At 67.0% G+C, this 25,787-nt stretch carries 24 protein-coding genes; 14 read left to right on the top strand and 10 right to left on the bottom strand.

The annotated features are described in order from the left end of the window. The first annotated feature begins 94 nt into the window (after positions 1–94). The 5 genes from ACFHWT_RS20250 (at position 95) to ACFHWT_RS20270 (ending at position 5,370) form a co-directional block, all read left to right on the top strand. The gene (locus ACFHWT_RS20250; RefSeq protein WP_416596249.1) at positions 95–550 is read left to right on the top strand and encodes a hypothetical protein; all 456 of its coding nucleotides are present in this window, start codon (positions 95–97) and stop codon (positions 548–550) included. Next, a complete protein-coding gene (locus tag ACFHWT_RS20255; RefSeq protein ID WP_416596250.1) occupies positions 492–1,313 on the top strand; it encodes a hypothetical protein in 822 nt (273 codons plus the stop codon). Before ACFHWT_RS20250 ends, ACFHWT_RS20255 begins: the two co-directional genes overlap by 59 nt. Further along, a complete protein-coding gene (locus ACFHWT_RS20260) occupies positions 1,301–2,017 on the top strand; it encodes a hypothetical protein (protein ID WP_416596251.1) in 717 nt (238 codons plus the stop codon). The genes ACFHWT_RS20255 and ACFHWT_RS20260 overlap by 13 nt, the downstream gene beginning before the upstream one ends. 14 nt (positions 2,018–2,031) lie before the next feature. Beyond that, a complete protein-coding gene (locus ACFHWT_RS20265) occupies positions 2,032–2,454 on the top strand; it encodes a hypothetical protein (RefSeq protein ID WP_416596252.1) in 423 nt (140 codons plus the stop codon). 348 nt (positions 2,455–2,802) lie between these two features. Next, a complete protein-coding gene (locus tag ACFHWT_RS20270; RefSeq protein WP_416596253.1) occupies positions 2,803–5,370 on the top strand; it encodes a Nuclease sbcCD subunit C in 2,568 nt (855 codons plus the stop codon). Between the two features lie 83 nt (positions 5,371–5,453). Here the strand turns inward: ACFHWT_RS20270 and ACFHWT_RS20275 are convergent, their stop codons facing one another. From ACFHWT_RS20275 to ACFHWT_RS20285, 3 genes are all read right to left on the bottom strand, one after another. Next, on the bottom strand, positions 5,454–6,008 hold the full coding sequence (locus ACFHWT_RS20275) for a hypothetical protein (RefSeq protein WP_416596254.1): 555 nt from the start codon (positions 6,006–6,008) through the stop codon (positions 5,454–5,456). A 333-nt stretch (positions 6,009–6,341) separates the two neighbouring features. Continuing rightward, positions 6,342–6,980, bottom strand: coding sequence for a hypothetical protein (locus tag ACFHWT_RS20280; RefSeq protein ID WP_416596255.1), 639 nt, complete (start codon positions 6,978–6,980; stop codon positions 6,342–6,344). Between the two features lie 20 nt (positions 6,981–7,000). Continuing rightward, complete coding sequence (locus tag ACFHWT_RS20285; RefSeq protein ID WP_282231370.1) at positions 7,001–7,261, bottom strand: hypothetical protein; 261 nt, start codon at positions 7,259–7,261, stop codon at positions 7,001–7,003. Positions 7,262–7,646: 385 nt separating this feature from the next. On the opposite strand from ACFHWT_RS20285, the gene ACFHWT_RS20290 reads away from it, so the two are divergent. Continuing rightward, positions 7,647–9,254 (top strand): PolC-type DNA polymerase III, encoded by a 1,608-nt coding sequence (locus ACFHWT_RS20290; RefSeq protein ID WP_416596256.1) that lies wholly within the window; start codon positions 7,647–7,649, stop codon positions 9,252–9,254. Positions 9,255–9,752: 498 nt separating this feature from the next. On the opposite strand, the gene ACFHWT_RS20295 is transcribed toward ACFHWT_RS20290, so the two are convergent. From ACFHWT_RS20295 to ACFHWT_RS20315, 5 genes are all read right to left on the bottom strand, one after another. After that, positions 9,753–10,037: a hypothetical protein gene (locus ACFHWT_RS20295; RefSeq protein ID WP_281550526.1), complete on the bottom strand. Its 285-nt coding sequence runs from the start codon at positions 10,035–10,037 to the stop codon at positions 9,753–9,755. Between the two features lie 355 nt (positions 10,038–10,392). Beyond that, positions 10,393–11,682, bottom strand: coding sequence for a hypothetical protein (locus tag ACFHWT_RS20300; RefSeq protein WP_416596257.1), 1,290 nt, complete (start codon positions 11,680–11,682; stop codon positions 10,393–10,395). Next, on the bottom strand, positions 11,679–12,425 hold the full coding sequence (locus tag ACFHWT_RS20305; RefSeq protein WP_416596258.1) for an ATP-binding cassette domain-containing protein: 747 nt from the start codon (positions 12,423–12,425) through the stop codon (positions 11,679–11,681). Before ACFHWT_RS20305 ends, ACFHWT_RS20300 begins: the two co-directional genes overlap by 4 nt. An 856-nt stretch (positions 12,426–13,281) precedes the next feature. Continuing rightward, the gene (locus tag ACFHWT_RS20310) at positions 13,282–14,130 is read right to left on the bottom strand and encodes an endo alpha-1,4 polygalactosaminidase (protein ID WP_416596259.1); all 849 of its coding nucleotides are present in this window, start codon (positions 14,128–14,130) and stop codon (positions 13,282–13,284) included. 25 nt (positions 14,131–14,155) lie between these two features. After that, positions 14,156–15,085, bottom strand: a complete 930-nt coding sequence (locus tag ACFHWT_RS20315) for an HNH endonuclease (RefSeq protein WP_416596260.1) — start codon at positions 15,083–15,085, stop codon at positions 14,156–14,158. Between the two features lie 148 nt (positions 15,086–15,233). Here ACFHWT_RS20315 and ACFHWT_RS20320 point away from each other — a divergent pair, with 148 nt between their 5' ends. Genes ACFHWT_RS20320 through ACFHWT_RS20330 form a run of 3 tightly spaced genes read left to right on the top strand, consistent with a single transcriptional unit; the run spans position 15,234 to position 17,928 of the window. Further along, a complete protein-coding gene (locus ACFHWT_RS20320) occupies positions 15,234–16,361 on the top strand; it encodes a hypothetical protein (protein ID WP_416596261.1) in 1,128 nt (375 codons plus the stop codon). Between the two features lie 20 nt (positions 16,362–16,381). Beyond that, positions 16,382–17,245 carry a hypothetical protein gene (locus tag ACFHWT_RS20325; RefSeq protein WP_416596262.1) on the top strand — a complete coding sequence of 288 codons (864 nt, stop codon included), beginning with the start codon at positions 16,382–16,384 and terminating at the stop codon, positions 17,243–17,245. Positions 17,246–17,298: 53 nt separating this feature from the next. Next, on the top strand, positions 17,299–17,928 hold the full coding sequence (locus ACFHWT_RS20330) for an MOSC N-terminal beta barrel domain-containing protein (RefSeq protein ID WP_416596263.1): 630 nt from the start codon (positions 17,299–17,301) through the stop codon (positions 17,926–17,928). Positions 17,929–17,985: 57 nt separating this feature from the next. Here ACFHWT_RS20330 and ACFHWT_RS20335 read toward each other — a convergent pair whose 3' ends face one another. Then, entirely contained in the window at positions 17,986–18,543 is a 558-nt protein-coding gene (locus tag ACFHWT_RS20335; RefSeq protein WP_281555623.1) for a dihydrofolate reductase family protein, read from the bottom strand. Between the two features lie 204 nt (positions 18,544–18,747). Between ACFHWT_RS20335 and ACFHWT_RS20340 the strand changes: the two genes are divergently transcribed. The 5 genes from ACFHWT_RS20340 (at position 18,748) to ACFHWT_RS20360 (ending at position 23,922) form a co-directional block, all read left to right on the top strand. Further along, the gene (locus tag ACFHWT_RS20340) at positions 18,748–19,593 is read left to right on the top strand and encodes an MOSC domain-containing protein (protein WP_416596264.1); all 846 of its coding nucleotides are present in this window, start codon (positions 18,748–18,750) and stop codon (positions 19,591–19,593) included. Between the two features lie 519 nt (positions 19,594–20,112). Next, positions 20,113–21,153: a trypsin-like serine peptidase gene (locus tag ACFHWT_RS20345; RefSeq protein ID WP_416596265.1), complete on the top strand. Its 1,041-nt coding sequence runs from the start codon at positions 20,113–20,115 to the stop codon at positions 21,151–21,153. A gap of 9 nt (positions 21,154–21,162) precedes the next feature. Beyond that, positions 21,163–21,597, top strand: coding sequence for a hypothetical protein (locus ACFHWT_RS20350; protein ID WP_416596266.1), 435 nt, complete (start codon positions 21,163–21,165; stop codon positions 21,595–21,597). Between the two features lie 68 nt (positions 21,598–21,665). Beyond that, positions 21,666–22,610, top strand: coding sequence for an RNA polymerase sigma-70 factor (locus ACFHWT_RS20355; protein WP_416596267.1), 945 nt, complete (start codon positions 21,666–21,668; stop codon positions 22,608–22,610). 97 nt (positions 22,611–22,707) lie between these two features. Beyond that, positions 22,708–23,922, top strand: coding sequence for an NAD(P)/FAD-dependent oxidoreductase (locus tag ACFHWT_RS20360; RefSeq protein WP_416596268.1), 1,215 nt, complete (start codon positions 22,708–22,710; stop codon positions 23,920–23,922). 126 nt (positions 23,923–24,048) lie between these two features. Here the strand turns inward: ACFHWT_RS20360 and ACFHWT_RS20365 are convergent, their stop codons facing one another. Next, the gene (locus ACFHWT_RS20365; protein ID WP_416596269.1) at positions 24,049–25,692 is read right to left on the bottom strand and encodes an RICIN domain-containing protein; all 1,644 of its coding nucleotides are present in this window, start codon (positions 25,690–25,692) and stop codon (positions 24,049–24,051) included. Positions 25,693–25,787: the final 95 nt, after the last annotated feature.

A 25,787-nucleotide genomic window follows, 5' to 3' on the forward strand; every position in this document is an offset into this window, starting at 1 on the left:
GGGCCGTCTCATTTATCGGGGGGTCCACTGTGGGTTATCGGGGCCCTGCTGAATAAGCCTCCCGGACGTCAATCTGCCCGATGACGCGGCCGGCGTGATCACTGCCGGACTCACCGATCCGGTCCGGTTCCGGATGCTTACCGAGACCCACACCGGGCACGACGGGACGGCGACGTCATTGCTGAACCGCAAGCGGGTCGGCGAGGGCATCGTGTTCGTCACTCCGCAGCACGACCGGTTCATCGACATGGGCGTCATCCCCGATGTTGCCGGTGCCCGGTGGGTGCATACGCTGCACAACCGGCTCGACGTGGAGAGCAGCGAGTTGCCCGCCGCCCGCCTGGAGACCGCCAAGGGCCCGCATGGCCCGTGGACGATGCTCGAACTCGAGGTCGACGATCACCGCGAGTTGGCGGCACGGGTTCGGGAGGCGTTCGCGAAGACCGGGCCCGACCACTCCACAGCTGGCAACGAGCATCCTGCAGTCCGGGGTGAAGGAGCCGCTGTTGCTCGTCCCGATGCGGGTGATCTTCAGAGACTTCGCAGATGACGAGTGCTACTTGGTTAGCATCGATGGCAACTCGCGGCTCGTATCGATGTGGAAGGGCCGCACTGGCGGCAATGTCGACCAGGCAGCCAGCGCCTGCATCGAGACCGTGATCGGTACCCCCGTAGGTACATCGTGGCGCCGCGCGACCCAGCGCCAGATCCGTGACGCCCTGAGCGCCCGGGTGGACCTCATCAACCAAGGGCTGCTCGAAGACGAGCTCACCGAGAACACCATCCGCGCCGGCCACACGTTGACCGCGCCGACGGTAGTCGTGGTCGGCGGCAAGATCACCGACGGCACTGACCTGCTGACCGACATGGTCGCCGCCCGCGAGGACCTGATCGCGACCATCCACACGGACGCGACGCCGTGGGACCCGGCGGCGCAGGCGGAGCAGGGTATGGCCCGGGTGCTGCGCCGGGCCACCAACACAGGGCTAATGACGCCCGAGAAGCGCCGGGTGATCGAGGGCCGGTGCACCGTCGAGGAGATGCACGAGCTGCTCGGGCTGCCCAAGCACCGGCTCTGGGCGGTGGCGCTGACGCTGCAGGCAATCCTCAACCCGTGGTACGACGGGATGCGCACCCTCTTTCGGGAGGAGTTCAACAGCAGTAATCCGACTCGTCTCCTGGTGGGGAAACAGGTTGCATCGACGGCGCTGTCCGGTTATCGGTCCGCGAAGACAATCAACGTCGCGGTCAACGCGTTCAGCGACGGAGGACCAATCGCCGAAACGGTCTGGGAGTTCCGTTGGCCTTGCTGAAGGGCAACGAGCCGCTGCAGGTTCTCGACACGTTGCTGAAGCAGGCGCTTGGCGGTGACAAGGGTGCGATCGCGCAGCTGTGTGTGCTCGGCGGCACCGCCGGCATGCTCAACGGCCTGATCAGCCGCGACCGCGGCTCGAAGCAAACTATGGACGGCAAACGCACCGTCCGCCAGGTGCCGTTCCGGGCCCGCCCGTACCGGATCGTCGAACAGCTCGCGGGAACTGCTGGCGGGCTTAAGACGCTGCACTCGATGGCGGTTTCACACGTCACTGGCAAGCCGGCGAAGCGGTTCTACTCGATCGACGACGCGGAGATGGGCACGGCCGACGGCGACGCCGTCTACGACAAGGCCGGTGCCCACGCCAACCTGGAGATGGAGTGGGACGTCGTCGTCACCGCCGACCCGGTACGGGCAGCCGAGGCCATCAGCGCCGCAGGCGCCAGAACGCACGGCACCTCCTCCCAGAAGCCAGAGCAGGTCCGGCTGCGCGAGAAACTCCGATCCGGAGCGGATTCCGTCGCCGACGCCGTTGCCCGGCTGACCGAGCTGGCCCAGACGCTTGGCGTAGACGTCTTCGGCTCCTACGACATGGTCAACCTGATCAAGAACCAGCTGCAGGACGCCCGAGACGCGTTGAACGCCAATGGCCCGAAACTGCAGCCGATCCTTGATGACGACGAGGACGAGGACGACGAGTGAACCCACACCGTCAGATGCGCCTGCAGATCACGAAGGCTGTCAACGCGCTTCAGCCGGTTCTGCAGACGCCCGACACCGACACCGACGGCCTAACCGTGACGCTGCGGGAGGTGCTGCGGGCGAGGGCCACGCCTTCGACTGCGGTCTACTTCGCGTGGGACCTCTTCGGTCGGTGCCGGTACGTCGGCAGCGTCCGCCGTCCGAAGGCACGGGCCGCTGTCCGAGATCGCCTTCGCGAACACCTGGGCCACGACGACCGACGAGCCGGGTGGCACGCCCTCACGGTCCTGCCGCTGCGGCCGGACCTCGACCTCGAACGGGTCCGGCTGTGTGAGGGTTGGGTGGCTCGTCTCCTGGTGCCGCTCGACGGATGTACCCATCCGATGCTCTCGGCCGAGATGGCGTTGGCGGCGTTCTTCGAGCCGGGGTCCGTCTAGGTGCTGGCCGACCTCGCCGGCTTTCGAGTTGGCGAGGTCGGCCACCAGACACAACGTGCGGCGACGGATCCTTCGTTGAACTGATGCGCGAAACGGTGGGTAACCGGCACCGGACGCTCCGGTGCCGGTTCGTCCAGGTGGCTCCCAATTCGAACGTATGGGCGAGTGTGTCGTGCCCGTCCTGTAGTTCACTGAGCGCTAAAGTGCCAGCCGGACGCTCGGATGACGGCGAAAGATGACGGAGCGAGTGCATTGACGTCACCATCGACACCTTCGGGGAGTAGCCGGGCGGCATCGTCGCCCCGCGCGAAGCACGGACCCGCGCGGTACTGGGCTGTCGACCTCCACGTGCACACCCCGGCGTCGCGTGACGTCGACGTGCAAACCTACGGTGCCTCCGAGGCGCGGCAGATCGTCGAGGCGGCGCTCGCCGCTGGGCTGGACGCCATAGCGATCACCGACCACAACACCGCCGGCTGGTGCGACAGAATGGCCGACGCTGCGCGCGACACGGGGCTCGTGGTGCTGCCCGGACTGGAGCTCAGCACGGCCGAAGGGCATCTCCTCGCCATCTGGGAGGAGGGCACCCCGGCGCAGCACCTTGAGGACGTGCTCGTCGAACTTGGCGTCGCCCGCGCCGACCACGGCGACCTCCACAAGGCCTTGGACAAGGGGTTCGCCGACACGGCGAAGATCATCGCCGCCCGAGGCGGCCTGGCGATCCCCGCACACGCCGACCGGGAGAAAGGCCTACTCCGCCTCGCCGTCGCCGACCGCATCAACCAGACACTGCTTGACGACGCAATCGGCGCGGTCGAGATCGTCGACCTCGCCGAGGCCGGGAAGATCAAGGCCCGGCTCGACGGCCGGCGCGGTCTAGCGCTTGTCCGCAGCTCGGACACCACCGCCTCGGGCGTGAGCTGGCATGTCCTGCACGGCATCGGCCAGCGCCGGACCTGGATCAAGGCGTCCCGACCCGACCTGTGCGGACTGCGGCATGCGCTAGCGGATCCGGAGCTGCGGGTCCGCCTGGAGAAGCCGGCGGCACCGGAGCACACGGTGATCGAGTCGGTGACCGTGGCCGGCGGGTTCCTCGACGGGCAGCAGTTCCAGTTCTCCTGCGATCTCAACTGCCTGCTCGGCGGGACCGGGGCGGGCAAGTCGCTGCTGATTGAGCTGGTCCGGTTCGCCCTCGACCAGCAGACCGACGCCGACGACTTTCCGCAGGTCCGCAAGGAGGTCGACTCCCGGCTCAAGTACGCGCTCACCTCCGGGTCGACCGTCGAAGTCGTGCTCACCCGCGGCCAAGCACGGTGCCTTGTGCGCCGAGCGTACTTCGAGGACGGATCTACTCAGCCGGAGTTCATCGGCGACGCCGAGCAACTGACCGGCCTGTCTGGCCGGATCGCGATCACCGGTTTCTCACAGAGCGAGGTCATCGAGTACGCCCGGACACCGGTCGGCCGGATGGCGCTCATCGACGCCGTCCTCGATTTGACTGAGTTCGAGATACACGAAGCGGACGTGGTTGCCCGGCTCAACGACAACGGCAGGCTTGTCGGCTCGCTCGAGTCTAAGATAGCGCAGGCTCATGCGAGGTTGGAGACTCTTCCGGAGGTTGAGAAGCGACTGGAGGAGCTGTCTGGTCTGTTCGACGGCGAGACCATCAAGATGCAGGCGAAATGGAGCGGGGAGAGGGCCCTATTTGAGTCGGTGGTCGGCATCCCCGAACTGAAGTTCGACCTCCGGACGGCTGACAGCGATAAGTTCCGGAATACGGCCGCGGTCGCCGACAACCAGGACCTTTACCTGCGAGTGCAGGCGACGTATGCGCAATTGCACGAGGCGATCGAGGCGACCAACGCGCAGATGGCGCAGGTCTTGCTGGTGGTAAACAAGGAGCTGGCCGCCATTCGGCAGGAGTGGCTCGAGCGGTACCGAAGGTTCGACCAGGAACTCGCCGAAGCGGTCAGCCGCATCGACGTCGACAACAAGGGCCTCGCTGCCCTGCGTACCCGGCTCGTCGAGCTCCAGACGGAGAAGGCGAAACTCGACGCGCTACAGACTCAGCTCAACGACGAGTTACTGCCAAACCTGGCAACCGCCAAGGCCTATCGGGAAGAGCTGATCGCCGAGTTGATCGAGGCGCGAAGGACTCGTCGGCGGCGGCGCGAGGAACGGATTAAGGCCCTGAACAAGCTAATGGGCGGCATCGTTCGGATCAAGATGCTACCCGAGAACGACGACTCGGCCTACCTGGCCGACTTGACCACCATCGCCAAGGGATCCCGGCTGCGTGCCCCAGTCCTCAAGCTGATCTGCGAGAAGACCCTACCGGTGAAATTGGTCCGCTCGTTCCTCGCCAATGACGTCGACGGCGTGTGCGCCGCTACTGGTGCCGAGCGCAAACATGTCGAGACCCTGTTTGAGCACGTTCGGGAAAAGAATGCGATTGAGGGATTCCTGCGGACGCAGACCCTCGACCTGCACGATGGCCTCTCCGTCGAATTCCGCAAGCATGCCAATGACGGCTATGTGCCGATCGAGCGGCTCGCCCATGGCCAAAAATGCACAGCCATTCTCATCATCGCCCTCGCTGACGGCAACGAGCCCCTCATCATCGACCAGCCCGAGGACGCGCTCCATGCCCCGTGGATCGAGGAGTACCTCGTGGCCAAACTTCGCGACCTGCGCGGCGGTCGACAGTACATCTTCGCTACCCGAAGCCCAGGCCTCGTCGTCTCCGCCGATGCCGAAATGATCATCACCCTCACGTCCGACGCGACCAAAGGGGTCGTCGAAGCCACCGGATCACTCGAACGCCACGACCTTAACGCCCTGACGCTCTATCACCTGGAAGGAGGTCCGGTGCCCTTCAAGCGCAGGACTGTCAAGCTCGGCTCGTCAATGAATTAGCGAGGGCCTTTAGCGCAGTCGACAGAACCGCGGTCCTGGCGGAAGCGCGAGCTGGCTGACATCCAGTACCGGCTGCCGGGGGACTACCAGATCACGATCTTGGTCCTGAATCCCTGCTGGGTTATGACTTCGACTATGCCGAACGCGTAGCGTGGATTCCTTTGGTCGCCGGTCAGCACGCAAAAACCGGTACCTGGCTCTGGGTCAAGTATTGTTCTTGATTTTGCCTCGTCAACATCGTTGAGGGCCTTAGCGCACTCCGCGCGAGTTGCATCCTGCTCGCCGTCCCAAATGGCAATCTTTGCGTAGTAGCTCGCATCGATCGCACCGGCCGAAGCAAATAGATCGTTATTCAAGCCTACATACATTGGTGGATAGCTATCTAGATCCGTGCCATTCTCGGTTATCAAGACTGTCCCAGAGAAGAATGGTTCAATGGTTGGTGCGGGTGTATGGAGGAGACTTGGCTGCGGAGAAGGGTCTCCGTCGACTTCAGGATTGCTGCCTTTGATTATCCCTTCGACTATTGGGGCGATGATGGTTGCGGTTGCTGTGACGGCCCCCACGACGAGCGTTGCGAGGATGGCCAAGACTCCGATCTTTTCGGTTGTGGAGAATCTGGACCAAATTCTTCTCATGATCATCAATTTCCAAAGAGGTGTACGGGTTGTTGCTGTCTCGCTTCTATTTGTACTATTTGGGTGTTACATTTATTCGCGTTAGATGAACTGTGTGGAGTCGTTCTATTCGCCGACGAAGGTTTGCGCCAAGCTGAGCTGGCAGACCAAATCGCGTTCGCCGCGTTCGCCTGCTGAGTTTCAATCTCGTCGACTCCAACCCGAGCAATATGCCGACGGCGGCGCCGCCCAGCTCGGCCAACTTGCCGAGCGACTCCTTTGAGAACTCCCGGCGGAACTGCTGGCCGAAGGTCTCGGCCTGCTGCTGGCCCTTGCGCTGCTTCCGGCCATACCTCATGTCTGGACGACCGGATCAAAGAAGGCGCACCCGGTGACGACCATCATCGGGAGGTTGATCGCGACGTCGCGGGCTACCCCCGCTGCCGTCAGCTCCATCAGCTTCTCGCCAGCGGCTTCCTCCTCCGACTGGTCGGCGTAGAAGGCGCACGCGTCCCACAAGTTGGCATGCAGGAAGGCGTACGACCATTGGGTGTAGACCTGGATGGGTACCGCGACCGCCGCCTTGTCGCCGATGCCGATGCGGTGCAGGTCGGGTTCCTCGGGCGTGGTGCCGAGCCCTTGGGCGAGGGGGAGCAGCTTGTGGCGGCTGAAGACTGGTCGCAGGTCGCCGTCGGGGTCGAACTCGACCAGCAGGCCACGGGCGATCATGTCGTCGACATAGCGTGCGGCGTGCGGCTCCGGCTTCGGCGCGGTCTCCAGCATGCGTACCAGGGAATCGCGGTTGACCGTGAGTTTCGCGTGCCGCTCCGGGTAGAGGAAGGCGGCGGCCCAGATGGAGGCCTCGGTTTCGGTCAGTTCGACCAGGTCGTCACCGAGGTGCACCTCGTAGCATTCCGGGGTCGGGTCCGGTGGGCGGACGTACCGGTAGCGGGGACCCATGCTCAGGCCGGCGGGCACGATCACAGTCGACATCAGGTGATCCTCCCAGCCGGTCAGAAGCTCGCGGCGTAGCCACGGCTGGACTCGATCGCGCTCTGTGTCAGCGCTGCCGCCTCGGCCAGCTTCTGCTTCGCCTGCTCGACCTTGGCGATCGTCTCGGACACCTGCGAGTGGCTGGACCCGCTGGTGATGCCGCGCAGCGCCGCCGTACTGCGGTCGAGGGCTTCCGCGCTGGCCCGGATCGCGCCGACCTGCTGGCCGACCTCGTCACCGAACCGGGCGACGCCCGCCTTGACCTCCTCAACCGAACTCACGCCGACATCCTCCCCATCGGACAATCGCAGTAGCTTCGACCGTACCGGATGAAGTAGGTCCTCGGTCGGCCTCATACTGTCGGCTTCGCGAACGATACTCGGGGAACGATCTTGCCGGATGGACAGCCCGCATGGCGGTGGAAGGAACTTCTCCGGCTGACTGCGGCTGAACCATAGACCGTGAACATGAACCCTTCGGTGGAACCGGACGCGGAATCCAGCGACGTAAGGTGCCGGTCTGAGTCAGCGGAAGTGATCCACAGAGAAGTGCTTCGAGCGCCTTGGACCTGATCCGTGCTCGCCGGTCGGCTGAGGTTGTGAATCGCCGTGCGTCAGCTCGGAAACGCCGTCCTCTGCTGATCATGCGGAGGCAGACGCTATCGACATGATTTTGATGGAGGTCGTATTTATGTTCACCCGTGGTGAACTAACTCGCCGAAGCGGCGCCGACCCGCGTGCCCTGACGTACGCCGTCATCGACCTGGAGACCACCGGGCTGCACCCGAACAAGGGATCCCGCGTGTGCGAGCTGGCGATCGTGCGGATGCGGGGTGACGGCGTCGTCCTCGACGAGTACTCGACCCTGATCAACCCAGGCATGCGGATCAACAACGACGAGTACCACGGCATCACCAACGCCGACGTCAAACATGCTCCGACCTTTCAACAGGCCGCCGGCGACGTGCTGGCCTATCTCCGCGATGCCGTCGTGGTCAGTCACAACCTCGACCACGAGGAGAAGTTCCTGATCGCCGAGTTCGGGCGGCTCGGCGTCAACCTCAGTGGTCTTCCCGGGCTGTGTTCGTTGGTCACCGCCCGGACCCAGATTGACAGTTGGGGCTACAAGCTCGAGAACGTGCACCATCTGGTCACGGGGGAGTGGCTCGACGCGGTGCACTCGGCGCTCGGCGACGCAAGGGCACTTGCCGTGACCCTGACGAAGTTCATCAACGAGGCGCCGCAGCGGCTCTCCTGGATCGGGCCGCAACCCGCACCGATTCCGGCGCTACCCCGCACCGGCATCGTCGCGCCCAGGGCTGCCGGGCTGCGCAAAGGCACCGAAGGATGGCTGGCGACCCTCACCGCGCGACTGCCGCGCATGGCGTACCCGCCGCAGCCCCGGCCGGGCGGGCTGGCCGACTATCGGGCGTTGCTCGGCCACGCCCTGGCCGATGGTCGGATCGTTGGGGAGGAAGCCAACCAACTGGCGGTCGCGGCCACCAACGCCGGACTGACCCAGACCACCGCCCGCCAGGTGCACGAAGAGTTCCTGGCGGACGCCCGAGCCCGAGCCGAGGCCGACGGCGTGGTCACGCCGGCGGAGCTCCGGGAACTGCAGCGGGCTGGTCGGGAACTCGCATCGTCGCACCTCATCAGCGACCTGGAGGAAGCGGCAGCCGCCAATCGGGCCAGGGCCAACGGTCCGCTCAAGGGCTGGCGGATCCTGCCGGTCGGCGACTCGCCCGCCGTCACCGAGGTGATCGACTACGCCGTGGAGCACGGTGCGAAGGCCGCCGTCAGCTTCACCAAGACGGTACGCCTGGTGGTCTGCGACGACCCATTGGCCGACGATCCTCGGTTGGCGAAGCCGGCCGCGTCCGGTGTCGACGTACTTGCTCCTGAGCATGCTCGCAAGCTGTTGGAAGACGAGGCCGCGAAACGCGCGACCGGGCTCTTTGCTGACCAGGCCGGCGAACAGGTCGCCCAACGGATCGTGGCCGAACGTGCCAATGAGGGTCGACAGTCCCGACCCGAGTGGCACGGGTCCTGGCGCAAGTACGAGCTGACCGACGCCCAGTACCACCAGACGTTCGTGGTGCGGGACCGGACCTGGAACGAGCCGTACGTGCACCAGATCGACCTGGCGGAGCTCCGCGAACGGCAGGCCAGGGCCGCGTCGGCGACGCGCAGCAGCGGTTGCGCGGTGGTGCTCCTCGCCGGTGGCGCAGTCGCGGCCGGCCTCGCCGAACTCGTCCGTCAGATCGTGGCGTAGCGCGGCACCAGGGCCTAATGCGCCACGCCGTGAGGCAGAAACCGAGGCGGTCCACGCACCGTCGATTGCAGACCGCAGCAAGCACCCACACGCCGTCCATCGATACGCCGTCCTTCGGCACGCGGTCCTCAATGAAGCGCCGGCCGCCAACGGGGACCGGTAACCCGAGTCGATGCTGATGCGATAGTCGCCTCGACCGGCAGTTTGCTGCTGGTCGGGGCGATGGTTGCGGTGAGCGACTGCGGCTCGGCGGCCGAGCTCGGGGGCGACGACAGCACCCCCCCGCCACCCGGGCATCGAACGGTTCGGTGAGCCCGGGGCGTTGTAGCAGGCCCGGTAGACGTAGGTGCGACAGCCGAGCGCGGTGACGTCGAGGTCGCGGCGGACCACAGAGACCGGCTGTGCGACTCATCGTCGACGCGTTACGAGCTACGGTGCTACAGCCGGTTCGGCCGTCGACACCCGTATATAGCATACGAAACGTGACGCCTTCGGGTATCACCGGGACCGTCGCCACGAGTTCAGCCGCCGGCGCCGCCACGGCGTCGCCGCGTAGGCTCCCAACCCGATGGCGAGTATGGCCGCGCTGAGTAGGAGCGATGCAAGGTCATCTCCTGGGCGTGCGGTGAACTCCCACCAGAAGTACTCGCCCTGCCGGGAGGTGCCCCAGTAGAAGAGGATTACGGCTACCAGCGCCGGCCCTGTCCATGCCAACCGCCAGCCGAGCCACAAGCCGGATAGAAGCGCCAGGCCGGTCCAGGCGAGCCAGGACCGTGCGATCATCAGTAGAACGACTGGGCTTGTCGTCAGTGATGAGATCCCAAGATAGGCAATTGCGCATGTGATCGTGGTGCCGCAGAGATATCCGCGCTGCCAGCGCCGAAAGCGTCTGGTCGCGACCGCTTCTAGCGTGGAGAGGTGGCTATGCAGGCCGAGAACGGGAAGTGTCGCGGCTGCCATGGCCAAGAAACGCCAAATCGGTACGGTGATGCTTCCATCCCGCGTGGCCGTCGGTAGCGCTGTCTCGTAGTCGCCGAAAGTAGCAGCAAGTGCGGCTAGTATCGTCGTAGCGGTAAGGACATGGCTGAGACGTCGAGCGGCGAGAAAAGCGCGTTCAGGTGCTGCGGTCGTGAATAATTCACGAACTCTTGTTGCAGTATCTTCCATGGATTTCACCTACCTCCCGCCGAGCCCAGTCGAACTGCTGATCCTGTCTGAGATCGTTAGCGATCGCGCGTCCGGCCGCGAATGCTTCCTGCATGTGGTCAGGGGCGTTGGTTTGATAATCGGGCTGTCCGTTTCCTGCTAGGTAGGTTTCCAGCCAGGCGTTCAGAGTGGAGAGGCGGGCCTGGTCTGCGGAGGTCAATGAGTCCCAGATGCAGGCTGCCCCGGAGTGGCCCGGGAAAGTGGCCGTGACGATGGCATTTGCGATGTCGCTTGCATATGACCACGGGCTGCCTTCGAGTATGTAGAAGTGGGGCGAAGCCTCCTCGATTTCGTATATCACTCCGTCGTCGATGCGGACTGTGCGCTCCACCCCGAATTGGATGATACGTTCCGGTCGCTCAAACTCCGCCGGCAACTGATCGATTCGAGCGCTGATACCAGTAATCGATGATAAATACTTTTTGTGTTCGGGCCAGATGCATATCGTGACCGTTCCGTTGGTGCAGAGGGCGTCGCTCCCTATCGGTTCGCGGTCGACAGCCAACGGTCTTGCTACTGCCACGCCGATGACCATAAGAATTGTGGTGATTAGTGCTGCGGCGACGGGAAGGCGAGTGCGGGAAGGCTTGGTTGGAATCCAGGCCAACCCAACAATGAGTGCTGCTATGGTCAGCATCCGAAATGTGATACCGAGGGGGTCGATCATGGCATTCGGATGCCCGCTTACCACGATGAAGCCGCCCGCTCGATCCAACAGGGCAAGAAGGAACAGGAACCCAACAGAGGCGGTCATGGCTGCAAAGACGGGGGTGAAAAGCTTGCCGATCAGCCAGCCTATCGCTGTGGCAAACAGGGTGACGAAAATGCCAAGAAGAAAGTATCCGGCCCAGACTTGTACTCCAGGCGGAAATGATCGGGCGGTTATTGCAAATGCAACTGCCTGCCCGGTTAGATAGGGGGCTAGCAGGATAATAGCGGTCGATCCAAGTCGGTATGCCTCCAACCTGTGGGTGCGAACTGAAGCGGTCGAAATTTGTTCGTCCAGCCCGTGCCTGTTCGTCGCGCCTGCTGCCCATGCTGCGGCACCTGCGCCAAGTATGCCGACGAGATAAGCGGGCACCTGTGCTGCGGCGCCAGTCTCCGGCCAGGAGCCAATCCAAAAGTTGCTACGCAAAAACAGCACCGCCAGGTCCAGGGCAATCAGAATGGGCACAGCCACCCGGATCGGTGAGTTGCGAATATGGAGCCACAGGATTCTCATATCCGCTGCTCTCCCTCTGGCAGCAGGTGTATGTATGCGCGTTCAAGTGCGGTATGTCCCGGGAGATCTGCACGGTCCATACGTTCGAGTTCGGCAACAGTGCCATCGAACCTGGCTGCCCCGGCATGGAGCACGACAACTCGGTCGGCCGTTGCGGCAACGTCATCAATCAGATGGGTGCTCAATAGCACGATTGTATTGCTGAGTCCGGTAATGATCTTTCTGAAGTGCAACCGTTGGCGTGGGTCGAGTCCGACGGTGGGCTCGTCGAGCAGAACAAGGCGTGGTTGCCCAACGATTGCCCATGCTATTCCGGCCCGCTGCCGCATCCCACCCGACAGCTTTCGCATCCGGCTCCGCCGCTGGTCGGCCAAATCAACCTGTGCAAGCGCTTGATCAACATGTCGGCGTAGATCAGTTGTGGAAACACCGCGAAGCCACGCTGCATAAGTCACAAAATCAGTGACGGTCATCTGAGGATCGAAACCAAAGTCCTGGGGCAGGTATCCAATTCGATTGCGGACGGTGCGGGCCGTTCGTTCGGAGTCAATCAAGACGTCGTCGATACAGATGGTTCCCGAGCGTGGTGGCATGATGGTCGCGAGAGTCCGGAGCAAGGTCGTCTTTCCGGCGCCGTTCGGGCCGAGTAGGGCTGTTATGCCCGGACGTAGTGTCAGGTCAAGCCTGTCGATGACGGTCTTCCTGTCATACCCCTGCACCAGTGAATCGAGAACCGTAGTCACAGTATATTGATCCTTAACCCCACGGAGGCGGGGAGTGCGAATCAACGCACTCCCCGCCATTGATCTAATTTGTCAGTGAACGTTGATCGTTCCCCTGACTGCGCTGAAAGTGCAGTCAGCGCCGCTGTGAGTCGTCGTGTTGCCCTGCGTGCGGTAGACGGGAAGTGACCTGAGGCCCTGTAGACTACATTCCATTACCGACTGGTAGATCGTGCTGTAGGAAGCTCCGGACGGGGGATCGCACTTCTGTGCCCACGCGGTATTCCACCACTGGGTGTAGCAGTTTCCGGCCTTGCTGGACGTACCCGCTGCTGATGCGGGACCGACGGTGAGGCCGACCGCTCCGGCGGCGAGCACTCCCAACACCGCTGCTTGCGCGAGCTGTACGCGTAGGCGTGACTTGGGCCGACTCGTGATTGGGCGCATGACATCCTCTCAGGTCGGGGACTGCGCGGCCTCGGCAAGCGCTGAGGCCACCTTGGACTCTAGATGTCGGCGGTCTGTCGAGTCAACGTCGAGGGAACTTCGTAATTGATATGTCGGACACAGGATGGGCGAGTGCGCAGACCTCGGATGGTCCGCCTGCTCAGGCGTGCCTACTCGCACTTTTTCCGGCAATGGATCGTTGGGACCTGACCACGTCATGAAGCTGACGTAGAGACTCTGTTTATATCCGAAGTGGTCCGATGTAGTTCGTGATCCAACATGGTGCGAGCTGGGGTAGCCAAAGGTGTCGACTGGTGACTACGTTCTCCGGTGGTGACTGGAACACGACGGTCGTCGCCCGTCGACGGGTACGGTCGGGCACCTGACCTGACACTGCCGGCGTCCTTCTCGCGAGAGGGTCTGCCGGTCCTCAGCAGGCCCGGTAGACGTAGGTCGGGCTGCCGGGTGCGGTGACGTCGAGGTCGCGGCGGACCACGGAGACTGTCGCGCCGACCGTGGCGCACGCGGTGGTGTAGGCGTCGTCGGTGTACTCGATGTCGATGACGTGGTCGCCGTACACCGTCGTGTAGTCGCCGCATTCGTCGTAGCGGCCGCATTCCTCGGCGATGGCGAAGTCGAGGCTGGCGGCTTTGCCTCTCGTGCCGAGTTCGGTGGTGTTCTTCTGGCCGATGGCCAGGCCGGCGGCGTGGGCGTGCGGGGCGAGCAGTTTCAGGTATTCGACGGCGTCGTCGAGGGTGAGCAGGTCGTCGGAGCGGTCGTACGAGTCGATGTTGTCGGGTTCGACGGCCTGGAAGCCGTTGGCGGCGCAGCCGTCGATCCAGGTGTTGACGATGTCGGCGATCGCGGTGCGTTTCGCGGCGGTGGAGATGTCGAGCAGGATCTCGTTCCAGTCGCCGTCGACGACGTACTCGCTGTCGGCGTCGCGTAGCAGCAGGTCGTCGTGGTTGCGCTGCCACCAGGTGACCTCGTGGGGCTGGACCTGGAAGGCGTTGACGTAGCAGATGGTGTAGAGGCCGGCGGCCGGGTCCGCCTCGCGGTCGCGGCTGACCACCGTGACGCCGCTCGGTGGGGCGTAGGGCTGGCCGATCTGGTAGTCGAACCGGGCATCGACCGGCGGCAGGGTGACCCCGGCGGCGGCCGGGGTGGCACCTGCCTCGGCCGCCGGGTCCGGGCCGACGCCGACGGTGGCGGCGACGAACAGCACCCCGCCGACAAGGACGGCACCGGCGGCGAGACTGACGGCAACGGTACGCGGCACCACGACTGGCCTCCGGGCCTGGACTTCAGTGCTGAAAGACCGTGTCAGTGTGCCATTCGAGCAGGTCGTGGTCGGGGCGGCGGGCCGTCTGCTCGGGTACGGCGATCTGGGTGCCGGCGCGGGCGTAGAACTGTTCGCCGTTGCCGAAGTCGTCACGAAGGCGTCGGCTGACGAGCAGCCGGTACTGCGGGTCGACGCCCAGGTAGCCCTGGTCGAACAGGATGTGCACGTCGGCCCGCAGCAGCATGCCGTTGTCGATGCGGTGCTCGCCGCCGACGGCCACCGGGCGGATGTGCGCGGCCTGCAGCGCCGGCCGCAACTTGCTGTCGGTGATCGCGCAGCGCCGGGAGTACGTGTCGAGCACGACCGCCTTGAACGACTGCTGCCCGAGGCGCTGCGGCCGGAGCCGGGGGTCGCCGAACACCGGACCCGGCCGGTGCCAGGAGCCTTCCGGGTCGACCCGCACCTCCCCGCCGAGCAGCAGCTTCGTCAGCTGCTCGAAGTAGTCGAAGTGCTCGCCCGTCGACAGGTCGTACGTTTTGCCCTGGGTGAGGTTCGGCGAGAACTCCGGCGGCGGCTCCGGCTGCCGACCGTCGGGGAAGAAGACGGTGTCGCGGATGAAGATGCAGCCGATGACCGGGTCCTCGCCGGGGCCGATCGGGTCCTTGCGGTACTTGCCGATGTCGCGGGCCATGTCGGCCAGCGAGCCCGCGCCGTTGGCCTCGCCGAACAGCCCCCAGGCTTCCGAGAGCCGCAGCTTCGCGAAGCCGCTGAAGAAGCCGCCGCCGACAATCCGGTTGTGCGGGTAGCGGCTCTTGAAGAAGAACGGCTCGCCGGGGGTGAGGGTCTTGAAGCTGCCGCCGCCGGGCCGCCAGAAGTTGACCTCGTTGATCTGCGGCCGGGCGGCGAGGAAGCTGCGCCACTCGCCGTCGGTGACCCCCACGAACGCCTTCACCCGGTCATCTTGCTCGGCAAGCGGCGCAGCCCGGAATGGGCCGACCGGCTGACAGTCGAGAGTGCACCGCCGAGACGTGCGGTCTGAGAAGTCGCCGTAGGCGACGTGGTCGGCGCGGGCGGTTGACGACGGTGGTTAGCGTCGGCGCATGACCAGCAGGCTTCTCCGACGAATCGCGACCGTCCTCGGTGCTGCGGCGGTCGGCGCGGCCGCCACCGTCACGGCGGCTGTACCGGCTGCGGCGGACGTCACCCCGGCCGTCACCAGCTACGTGTGGGCCAGCAGCCCCACCGCCGCGAGCTACACGGTGCCGACGTGGACGTCCGGCGGGCACACCTACTACTCGTACGCGAAGAATCCCGGCGGCGGGCCGATCACCGTCACCAGGTCCGGTGCCGGCGCCTACCAGGTGCGTTTCGGTGGGCTCGGGTCGCTGGTGACCAGCGGCGGGGGAGTGGTCCACGCCCAGGCGTACGGTTCGGCGGTCCGGTTCTGCACCGTCGGCTCCTGGTATCCGTCCGGTGCCGATCTGCTGGTCGCCGTCTACTGCTTCGGGTCCAGCGGCACCCGGCAGGACGCGACGTTCGTGGCGAACTTCGTCGAGGCCAGCGGCTCCACGCTCGCCGTCGACGGCGTGTCGTACCTCTGGTCGAATGATCCGACCTCGCCGATGTACACCCCGAGCGGCTGGTACCGCTACGACGCCGGCGGCGGCACGCCGTGGGTGGCGCGGGACGCGCCCGGCTCGTACGCGGTGGAGCTGCCCGCCTCGGCCGCCCAGACGCAGACCACGTTCTACCAGATCACCGCCTACACGTCGGCGGCCGTGAAGTGCAAGGTGGACTCGTACGTCGCCGACGGGATCGCCCGGGTACGGTGCCGGGACGCCTCCGGAGCCTTCGTCGACTCCCGGTTCACCATCACCTGGACGATCCACAACCTGCTGCAGCAGATCGCCCCGACAGCGCTGGCGACGGTCGACGACACGTACCCGTCGGGTGGGCCGGCACCGGCGATCACCTGGACCAACGACAGCTCGGTGAGCGGCGACTACGCCGTGACCCGGACCGGCACCGGACGCTACGAGATGGTCTTCCCGCAGATCATCGACTACTCCGGGCACGCCGTGGCCCACGCGTTGGGCTACCAGGACGCGCACTGCCACGTGCAGTACTGGCACCCAGTCGGCACCACCGACATGAAGGTCGGCGTGACCTGCCTGAACAGCGCCGGCAGCCCGGTCAACACCCCGTTCATGGTCGGCTTCACCTGGTAGTGCAGACCTGGCAGGGGAGTGTGCCGTTCCGGTGGGACCTGGTCACACCGGATCAACTCGGAACGTTGCTCGCTGGCGCCGCGCCGCCGGACCTGTGGTTCCTCGACGACCTCGTCACCTGCTCAGGGAAGGTGCTGGCCCGCAGCGGAAACGGTGACCTGTACTTCGTCGGCAGATCGTTGGACTCGATGTTCGACCTGCTCGGCGGAGTTCTCGCCGGACCCGTCAGCGGACAGCGACTTTATCGGCTGCCGCTGTCGTTCCAGCGTCCGGCGGTCAGGTCCGGGAGCCGCCGGTGGCGGCCGCGTCCGTTGACCCGCGCCGAGGTTACCCAGGGGCGACGGTTCCTCGACGCGGTCGGGCTGACGCCTCATGCGCTGGCCCGGCGGGACCGGCCGGCGGTCCTGGTCGACGTCGTGCATCGAGGTGGGACGTTCACCGAACTGTTCACCTTGCTGCGCGACTGGATCGACGCCGACCGCGAGCCATGGCCGGTCATCCGCCGCAAGCTGCGCTTCGTCGGCGTCACCAGCCGGACCTCGACCAGCCCGAAGACGTACCGGTGGCAGCAGCACGCTGACTGGCCCCGGACGCTGCCCGCCGCCGCCGTGACCAACGTGTCGCTGGATCCGCGGGTCTGGTCGCACTTCGGTGACCACCAGGTGAAGCTGACCCGCTCGTTGTACCCCGACCGGTGGCTGGCCGAAGACACCGGACCCGGCCGCGACGAGCGCACCCGGCAGGCCCTCGCCGAGGCCGCCGCGCTGGTCGCGTACGGCCGCAGTCGGGCCGGCCGGCACGCCGTCGCCCGCGCAGTGGGACGCGATCACGCCCTCGCGCAGCCCTGGCTGCGCACCCTCGTCACGAACCTCACCAGGAGCTGACCGACTGCTACAGATCCTCGGCTAGGTTCCTGGGCATGGGTCACGATCGTCGGGTGGGCACGGTGCGGCAGCTGTCGCGCTATCCGGTCAAGTCGATGCTGGGAGAGAACCTGGACCGGGCGTACGTCAACGAGGCCGGCATCGCCGGTGACCGCGCGTTCGCCGTGCTCGACTGTGGCACCGGCAAGGTGGCCAGCGCCAAGAACCCGCGCCTGTGGCGGGACATGCTCACCGTACGGTCCACGTTGCTGCCTCCCGACGCCGCCGGCGCCCCGGCGGTCCGGCTGACCATGGCGGACGGTACGACCGAGACCGTGACGGTCATCGGCCACCGCGATCCGGCGCTGTCCACGCTGCTGGGCCGGGACGTGCGCCTGCTCGACCGGGCCGCGCCGGGCGCGACGATCGAACGGATGGACCCGGACCAGGTACGCACCGACGACGACCTGTCACACGCGCAGACCGGCAGCTCGATGTTGGCTGCCGGCTCCCCACCGGGCACGTTCTTCGACTTCGCGCCGCTGCACCTGATGACGACCGCGACCCTGGCCGGCCTCGCGGCCCACTCGGGTCGGCCGGTCGACAGCCGGCGCTTCCGGCCCAACATCGTCGTCGAGGTGCCGGCTGCGCCTGGCGGGCGTCGGTGTTCTGCCGTGCGCCGGGGTGTACGCCCGCCCGCTTGAGGCCGGCGTCATCCGCTCCGGTGACCCGGTCGAGTTCTGCTGACCGTACCCGGTGATTCAGCGAGCGCGGCGGTAGTGCAGGGCCACCGCGCCGTTGCGCAGCGGCTGCGCCGAGAGCAGTTCGAGCTGGCGGGTGCCGGGCAGCCCGCCCTGGTACAGGGTCGGGCCGTGGCCGGCGATCCTGGGATGGACGAGCAGCTGGTACTCGTCGATCAGGCCCAGCCGGTCGAGCTCGGTCGCGAGCGTGCCGCTGCCGAGCAGGACCCCGGCCGGAGTCGCGTCCTTGAGCCTCTGCACGCCCTCGCGCAGATCACCGGCGATGTGGTGACTGTTGGTCCACGGGAAGTCCGTGCGGGTCGACGACACCACGTACTTGGATTTGGCCTCCAGCTTCACCGCCCACTCGCGGACGGCCGGCGGCGCCTCCCGGTCGCCGCGGGCGACGGCCGGCCAGTAGCTCTCCATCATCTCGTAGGTGACGCGGCCCCACAGCATCGCCCCGCTCTCGTCCATGAGACGGGTGAACAGGGCGTGCGTCTCGTCGTCGGCGATCCCTTCCCGGTGGTCGACGCAACCGTCCAGGGTGAGGTTGATGCTGAAGGTGAGCAGGCCCATGCCCGACGAGTCTAGCGAGAAGTGGTGGGCGCTGTCGGCCATGATCACAGCAGTAGCGGCCGTCGGAGCCGGGCCCGGGGTGGCTTGGGACGTGCCCCACATCGAGGGCTGCGGACGGTTGCGGTTGATCCGATGCGCAGCGGCAACCTCCGGCGGGCTGCAGACCTTCAGCTAGGTTTCCTGGGCATGGGTCACGATCGTCGGGTGGGCACGGTGCGGCAGCTGTCGCGCTATCCGGTCAAGTCGATGCTGGGAGAGGACCTGGACCAGGCGTACGTGGACGAGGCGGGCATCGCCGGCGACCGGTTCTTCGCGGTGCTCGACTGTGTCACCGGCAAGGTGGCCAGTGCCAAGAACCCGCGCCTGTGGCGGGACATGCTGACCGTACGGTCCACGCTGACGCCCCCCGACTCCGCCGGCGCCCCGGCGGTCCGGTTGACCATGGCGGACGGTACGACCGAGACCGTGACGGTGACCGGTCACCCCGATCCGGCGCTGTCCACGCTGCTGGGCCGGGACGTGCGGCTGCTCGACCGGGCCGCGCCGGGCGCGACCATCGAACGGATGGACCCGGCCCAGGTACGCACCGACGACGACCTGCGCATCGCGGAGACCGCCGAATCCATGCTGGCTGTCGGCTCCCCACCGGGCACGTTCTTCGACTTCGCGCCGCTGCACCTGATGACGACCGCGACGCTGGCCAGTCTCGCGGCCCACTCGGGTCGGCCGGCAGACAGCCGGCGCTTTCGGCCCAACATCGTCGTCGAGGTGCCCGACCCGGGTGCTGGGTTCGTCGAGAACCTCTGGCCGGGGCGGCGGCTGCGGATCGGCCCCGACGTGGTCGCCGAGGTCGTCATCGCGACTCCACGGTGCGTGGTTCCGGCGCTGCGGCACGGTGACGTCGAGCGAGACGTCGCGCTTTTGCAGGTTCTGAGCCGGCACAACCGGCTGCGTCTGGAGGGCGTCGGCTTTCTGCCGTGCGCCGGGGTGTACGCGCGCCCGGTGGAATTCGGCGTCATCCGCTCCGGTGACCCGGTCGAGTTCTGCTGACCACACCCGTAATGACCTGCGCGGACAGCGCCGGCAGCCCGGTCAACACCCCGTTCATGGTCGGCTTCACCTGATAGGACCAGCCCTACGGGCTCGCTGGTCCAAGATTCACCAGGTACGCCTTGATGATCTATAAAGGACTGTGACTGCTGTCACAGATCTGGGGTGGCGAGAAGGTGCCTTACAAGGGTGCCACCTGCGCGTCCACAGCCGACTTCAACATCATCCGGTAGTGGTTCGGTGACCCAGGGTTGACGAACCTAAATAGGTCGTTGACTATGGCAATGGCGGTTCAACAAGCAGGGTGTAGGCCACCGGTCGCGCCGAGCCGCCGTTGTCATTGCTGCTGTTCTCGCAGCACCAGCCTCCGTCCCCGTCATTTTCAAAGCCAGGAAATGACGCGTGGATTCGCAAGCAACCGGGATGGTTGCTCGACAAAGAGGAGTTAGCCGTATGGGTGTGCCTGGTAGAACACGTATTACTCGGGGTGCTCGACGCCTGGGTGTCATCGCGCTGGCCGTGGCCGTCGCGCCAGTCCTGTCCGCCACCGGGGCCACTGCCGGTCCGGCCGAGGTGGAGACCAAGCCGACCCGGGTCGCCGGCTCCGATCTGAGCACCAGCAGCTCGCTCGCGCCGGTGCAGCTGCCGGGTGACAAGACCGCCCGCACCTACTCGCCCGCGCAGCTCAACGCGTTCGAGCGCACCGGCGGAGACCCCGACGTGCTGGCCTACTGGACACCGGAGCGGATGAAGGCGGCCAAGCCGTTGGACGCGCCCGGCGACGCCGTGTGGGTCGAGAACACCGCGCGGGCCATCGCCAGCAAGACGCCCACGGTCGTGACGAAGCCGGTGGCCGCCACCATCGCGACGAAGGAGATCGCTGCCCCGGATCCGGTGACGAACTTCTCGGTCACCAACGGCAAACTGTTCATCGGTGGCTACGAGAGCGGCTCGTGGTGCTCGGCGTCGGCGGTCGCCACCTCGTCCAAGCGGGTATTGATCACCGCCGGCCACTGTGTCCACAGCGGCCAGGGCGGTGACTGGCTGAGCAATCTCGTCTTCGTGCCGAAATACAACGCCTTCAACGCCGACCACGACCCGGTCGGCCGATTCCAGGCGTACCGGTTGCGGACGTTCAACGAATGGATGAACAACAGCAACCTCAACCGGGACGTCGGCTGGGTGACCACGTTCTCCGGTGGCGACTGGAACACGACGGTCGTCGACACCGTCGGTGGGCACGGCCTCGCCTACAACGGCGGCACCGAGTTCGACGTGTCGATTTTCGGTTACCCGAGCAACCGCGACGGCGGGGACAAGATGTGGGCCTGCTGGGGCACCGCCGTCGACAACAGCATTCTCGACGACCGTTCGAAGATCACCTGCAACTTCGGCGGCGGTTCCTCGGGTGGTCCGTGGATCTGGAACTACAACAACGCCAACGGGCTCGGTCATGTCCGATCGGTCATGTCCACCGTTGACGGCAGCGGAGTCAACCGGGGGCCGTACTTCGATACCGCGGTGCTCGACGGCACGAACGCCGCCAACGGCGACTGGTAATCTGAGTCGATGCTGACGCGACGACCGCCTCGACTGACAGCCGTACTGCTGGTCGGGGCGGTCGTCGCGCTGAGCGCCTGCGGCCCGGCGGCCGAGCCCGGCGACGACGACGGCACCACCGCCACCCAGGCGCCGGACGCCTCAACGAGCCCGGGGGCGCTGCCGGTCCGCGACGACCTGGTCGACCCGCAGGTCGTCGCCTGGCGCACCTGGCGCGCCGTCGACGACCGTACGCTCGAATTCACCGTGACCGCCGGCCCCGCCGACTGCTACGGCGCCGAGCCGCAGGTGCAGGAGAGCGAGACGGCGGTGCGTGTCCAGATCCGGGTGGGCCGGCTGCCTGAAGCAGTCGACCAGGAATGCCCGGCGATCGCCCTGGAATCGGCTGTCCTGGTACGCCTGGCCGCCCCGCTGGGCGACCGAGAGGTCGAGCAGCTGAACTGACACCCGCTCCCGCCCCGGGTCGTCGTACCGTGGCGGCCGGGTCGAAGGCCGGGCCTACCATCGGAGCCATGGCACTGACGGCGGACGACGTCGACCGGTTCGAGGCGGCCCGGCCGCGCCTGGCGGCGATCGCCTACCGGCTACTGGGCTCCGCCAGTGAGGCCGAGGACGCCGTGCAGGAGACGTTCCTGCGCTGGCAGGCCGCCGACGTTGAGCGGATCGACGTCCCCGAGGCCTGGCTGACCAAGGTCCTCACCAACCTGTGCCTCAGCCAGTTGGCCTCCGCGCGGGCCCGCCGCGAGACGTACGTCGGCCAGTGGCTGCCCGAGCCGCTGCTCGACGGCGATCCGATGCTCGGCCCGGCCGACACCGCCGAACAGCGCGAATCCGTCTCGTACGCCGTCCTCGCCCTGATGGAGCGCCTGACCCCGCACGAACGGGCCGTGTACGTCCTGCGGGAGGCGTTCGACTACCCGCACCGCGACATCGCCGGCATCCTCGGCGTCTCCGAGGCGGCCAGCCAGCAGCTCCTGCACCGGGCCCGGCGGCACCTCGCCGACGGCCGGGCCCGCACCGAGGTCGACCGGGCCGCCGCCCGGCGGGTCGTCGAAGAGTTCCTGTCCGCCGCCACCAGCGGTCGGATCGAGCCACTGGTACGCCTGCTCACCGGCGACGCCGTCTCGATCGGCGACGGCGGCGGACACGTCCCGGCCCGAGCCACGCCGGTCGTCGGTGCCGTCGCGGTCGCGAAGTTCCTGCGCGGCCTGTTCACCCCGGGTGCGGCCAAGCGTGCCCTGCTCGGCGGCTCGCCAGCGGTCTACGCCTGGACCGCCAACGGTGACCCCGCGGTCGTGGTCGTCCTCGACGGCCGGGTCATCGGCGTCATGTGCCTGCAGGTCACCGCCGACGGTGTGGCCGTGGTCCGCAGCCAGGTCAACCCCGACAAGCTGCACCGGGCCACCACGTCCTGGGCCGCCGCCGACCACGGGGAACCCCTGTTCACCGCCTTCTGACCACACCGTGTGAGGTGCTTCACGCCGCTGTCGCGTCAGCAAACGCGGAGCTGCCCGGTTCAGGTGCTGTCACACCCCATGCAGACAGGAGCAGGACATGCGGCACCGCATCATCGTCCTCGGCGCCGGATACGCCGGAGCCGTCGCCGCCGGCCGCCTCGCCCGGCGGCTCGACCCCGCAGACGTCGCCGTCACCGTCGTCAACGCCGGACCCGACTTCGTCGAGCGTGTACGGCTGCACCAGCTGGCGACCGGCCAGGACCTGACGCCCCGGCCGTTGCGGGAGATGTTCGCCGGCACCGGCGTCGAGGTACGGATCGCCACGGTCACCGGCGTCGACGTCGACGCCCGGACCGTCACGGTCGCCGACGCCGACGGCAGCGGAGTCGACGAACTGGGCTACGACACGCTCGTCTACGCCCTCGGCAGCGGCTGGAACCCCGGTGACGTCCCCGGCGTCGCTGAGCACGCCGCCGAGATCGCCAGCCGGCCCGGCGCGCTGCGGCTGCGGGACCGGCTGGCCCGCCTCGCCGCCGGGCAGCCGGTCGTCGTGGTCGGCGGCGGGCTGACCGGCCTGGAGGCCGCGACGGAGATCGCCGAGGCCCGCCCGGAGCTCGACGTCGCCCTCGCCGTGCGCGGCGGCCTCGGCGACACCCTCTCGCCGAAGGGCCGCGCGCATCTGCGCAAGGTCCTCGCCGGGCTCGACATCGCCGTGTACGAGCACACCGCCGTCACCGGCGTCGCCGCCGGCCGGGTCACCACCGCCGACGGCGGCACCGTCCCGGCCGCGGTCACCGTCTGGACCGCCGGGTTCGCCGTCCACCCGATCGCCCGTACCACCGCTTTGGCGCTGGCCGACAGCGGCCAGATCGTGGTCGACGCGACCATGCGCTCGGTGTCGCATCCGGACGTCTACGCCGTCGGCGACGCCGCCTGGGCGATCGGTCCCGGCGGCAAACCGCTGCGGATGTCGTGCGCCTCCGGGGTGCCGACCGCCTGGCAGGCCGCCGACACGATCGCGGCCCGGCTGACCGGCGGGAAACTGCCGAACACGCCGCTGCGCTACGTCAACCAGTGCATCTCGCTGGGCCGCCGCGAGGGCCTGATCCAGTACGTCACCGCCGACGACCGGGCCAGGTCGGCGGTGCTGACCGGACGGCTCGCCGCAGGCTACAAGGAGCTGGTCTGCAGGGGCGCCGCGTGGGGGGTCGCCAACCCGCTGCTCGGGCTGCCGACCCGCCGCCGCCGCGTCACCCGCCGTGCCGCCCACCCCGACACCACTGCCGGCCCGGTGGTCGACACCCGGGCGTAGCGGTACCGAGCGACGCGGGAGAGGGGAGGCCGCCCGCCGCCGCGCCGGGTTCCCAGCGGCGCGGCGGCGGGCGGTGTCTGCGTCCGGTCGACGCCTCAACCGGACGCCGACCTCAGTTGGCCTGGGTCAGCACCAGCTCAGTGACGAGTTGACCCGGGTGACGTTGCGGATCACGTTGTTCGCACCGCCGCACGGACTCTGCACGATGTTGGTGTTGGTGACGGTCAGGTTCTGGAAGGTGATTCCGGACGAGATCGGGAACTCGCTGCGGGCCGCGATGCGCACCTCGCCGCCGCCGGTGATCGTGCCGGAGACTCCGGCGATGGTGACGTTGTAGCAGTTCTCGATCAGGACCGAGTTGTTGCCGGTGTTGGCGATGGTGACCCGGTCGATGACCGCGCCGCCGCTTTCGGACACGCAGAAGATGCCACGTCCGCCACCGCTGGCGATGACGTTGCCGACCCGGATGTTGGTCGGGTAGCTGCTGCCGACCCGGCCGTTGCGGTTGGCCATCCGGAACGCGGCGTAGCCGGTGCCGGTGCCTGCGCCCTGAGCGTCGACGGTGCCGACCGTGGCGTTGATCGTGTCGTTGAGCAGCAGGCCGGAGTAGCCGGTGTTGCGGGCGGTGACGGTGCCGATGGTGACGCCGTCCACGCCGTACGTCTCCACGCCGTGCGCGCCGGTGCCGGAGACGTACACGTTGTCGATCCGGACGTTGCGGACCTTGACCGCTCGATCGCCGCCGTGGTTGTCGATGCGGACGCCGAGCCCGCCGGACAGCCGCATGTCGATCTGGCCGAGGGTGAGGTTGTTGACGTTGCGCATGAAGATGCCGTAGACCGGCGAGCCGGTCAGCCGCAGGTTCTGCACCTCGACGTCGGTGGTGCCCCGCGAGTACACCGGGGCCATGTCGCCGGAGCCGGAGCCGGTCACGTTGATGGTGCCGCACACGTCCAGCACGGTGTAGCTGGGCAGTGAGAGCCGGGAGCTGGCCGGCACGTTGCCGGAGCCGCGGACGACCACCCGCTGCTTGCTGGTCCGGCCGGCGCTGAGGCCGTTCACCGCGGCCTGCATGGCCGCGAGCATGTCACCGCCGGTGTAGCGGACCGTACCGCCGTTGCGGGCGGTCCAGGTGCTGCCGCTGACGGTGACCTCACCGTGGAAGGTCCCGCTGCCGCAGCCGCTGGGCGGCGGGGTGGTGCCGCCGCCGTCGACCCGGACCAGTTGCCACTGCTGGTTGGCGCCGTCGAGGTCGTCCCACTGTGAGATCCGGCCGCCGTCGGCGGTGGACCACTCGTAGACCTCCAGGGCCATGTTGCTGTTGCGGTTGATCAGCCGGACGTACCCGCCGGCCGAGTCGACGAGGCGGAACTGCTGGTTGGCGCCGTTGGTGTCGGACCACTGGACGACCTCGGCCCCGCCGGCGGTGGACCATTCGTAGATGTCCAGGACCTTGCCGCTGTGCCGGGACCGCAGCCGGTAGTAACCGCCGCCGGAGTCGACGAACTGCCACTGCTGCCAGGCGCCGTCGTTGCGGGCCCACTGCACGATGGGCGCCCCGTCGTCGGTGGCGAGGTCGTAGACGTCGAGTGCCTTGCCGCTGTGCCGGTTGACCAGCACGTAGTACGCGGACGTGTCGACGGTGGCGGCGGCGGCCGGTTGGACGGCGATGGCCGTGCCGGTGACCGCGAGGCCGGCGGTGACGGCCACGGCGAGCGCGGCACGCCACCGGCGTCCGGGTCTGGCGGCCTGGCTGGTGCGTAGTCGCATGGAGTCTCCTGATGTGTGGACGGTCTGCCGGGACGGTTCGGCAGTCAGCCCGGCGGCTAGGCAAAGGCTGAGTTGTCCGATGTTCGCGCTAACAT

Source organism: Micromonospora sp. LOL_021 (genome assembly GCF_048060215.1).
Taxonomy (GTDB): domain Bacteria; phylum Actinomycetota; class Actinomycetes; order Mycobacteriales; family Micromonosporaceae; genus Micromonospora_E.

What these genes read in the sequence shown, in the direction of transcription:
- ACFHWT_RS20360 (WP_416596268.1), top strand. Translation starts at nt 22,708, where the DNA reads ATGCGGCACCGCATCATCGTCCTCGGCGCCGGATACGCCGGAGCCGTC.
- ACFHWT_RS20335 (WP_281555623.1), bottom strand. Translation starts at nt 18,543, where the DNA reads ATGGGCCTGCTCACCTTCAGCATCAACCTCACCCTGGACGGTTGCGTC.
- ACFHWT_RS20355 (WP_416596267.1), top strand. Translation starts at nt 21,666, where the DNA reads ATGGCACTGACGGCGGACGACGTCGACCGGTTCGAGGCGGCCCGGCCG.
- ACFHWT_RS20295 (WP_281550526.1), bottom strand. Translation starts at nt 10,037, where the DNA reads ATGATCGCACGGTCCTGGCTCGCCTGGACCGGCCTGGCGCTTCTATCC.
- ACFHWT_RS20365 (WP_416596269.1), bottom strand. Translation starts at nt 25,692, where the DNA reads ATGCGACTACGCACCAGCCAGGCCGCCAGACCCGGACGCCGGTGGCGT.
- ACFHWT_RS20275 (WP_416596254.1), bottom strand. Translation starts at nt 6,008, where the DNA reads ATGAGAAGAATTTGGTCCAGATTCTCCACAACCGAAAAGATCGGAGTC.
- ACFHWT_RS20265 (WP_416596252.1), top strand. Translation starts at nt 2,032, where the DNA reads ATGCGCCTGCAGATCACGAAGGCTGTCAACGCGCTTCAGCCGGTTCTG.
- ACFHWT_RS20300 (WP_416596257.1), bottom strand. Translation starts at nt 11,682, where the DNA reads ATGAGAATCCTGTGGCTCCATATTCGCAACTCACCGATCCGGGTGGCT.
- ACFHWT_RS20290 (WP_416596256.1), top strand. Translation starts at nt 7,647, where the DNA reads ATGATTTTGATGGAGGTCGTATTTATGTTCACCCGTGGTGAACTAACT.
- ACFHWT_RS20320 (WP_416596261.1), top strand. Translation starts at nt 15,234, where the DNA reads ATGACCAGCAGGCTTCTCCGACGAATCGCGACCGTCCTCGGTGCTGCG.
- ACFHWT_RS20280 (WP_416596255.1), bottom strand. Translation starts at nt 6,980, where the DNA reads ATGTCGACTGTGATCGTGCCCGCCGGCCTGAGCATGGGTCCCCGCTAC.
- ACFHWT_RS20350 (WP_416596266.1), top strand. Translation starts at nt 21,163, where the DNA reads ATGCTGACGCGACGACCGCCTCGACTGACAGCCGTACTGCTGGTCGGG.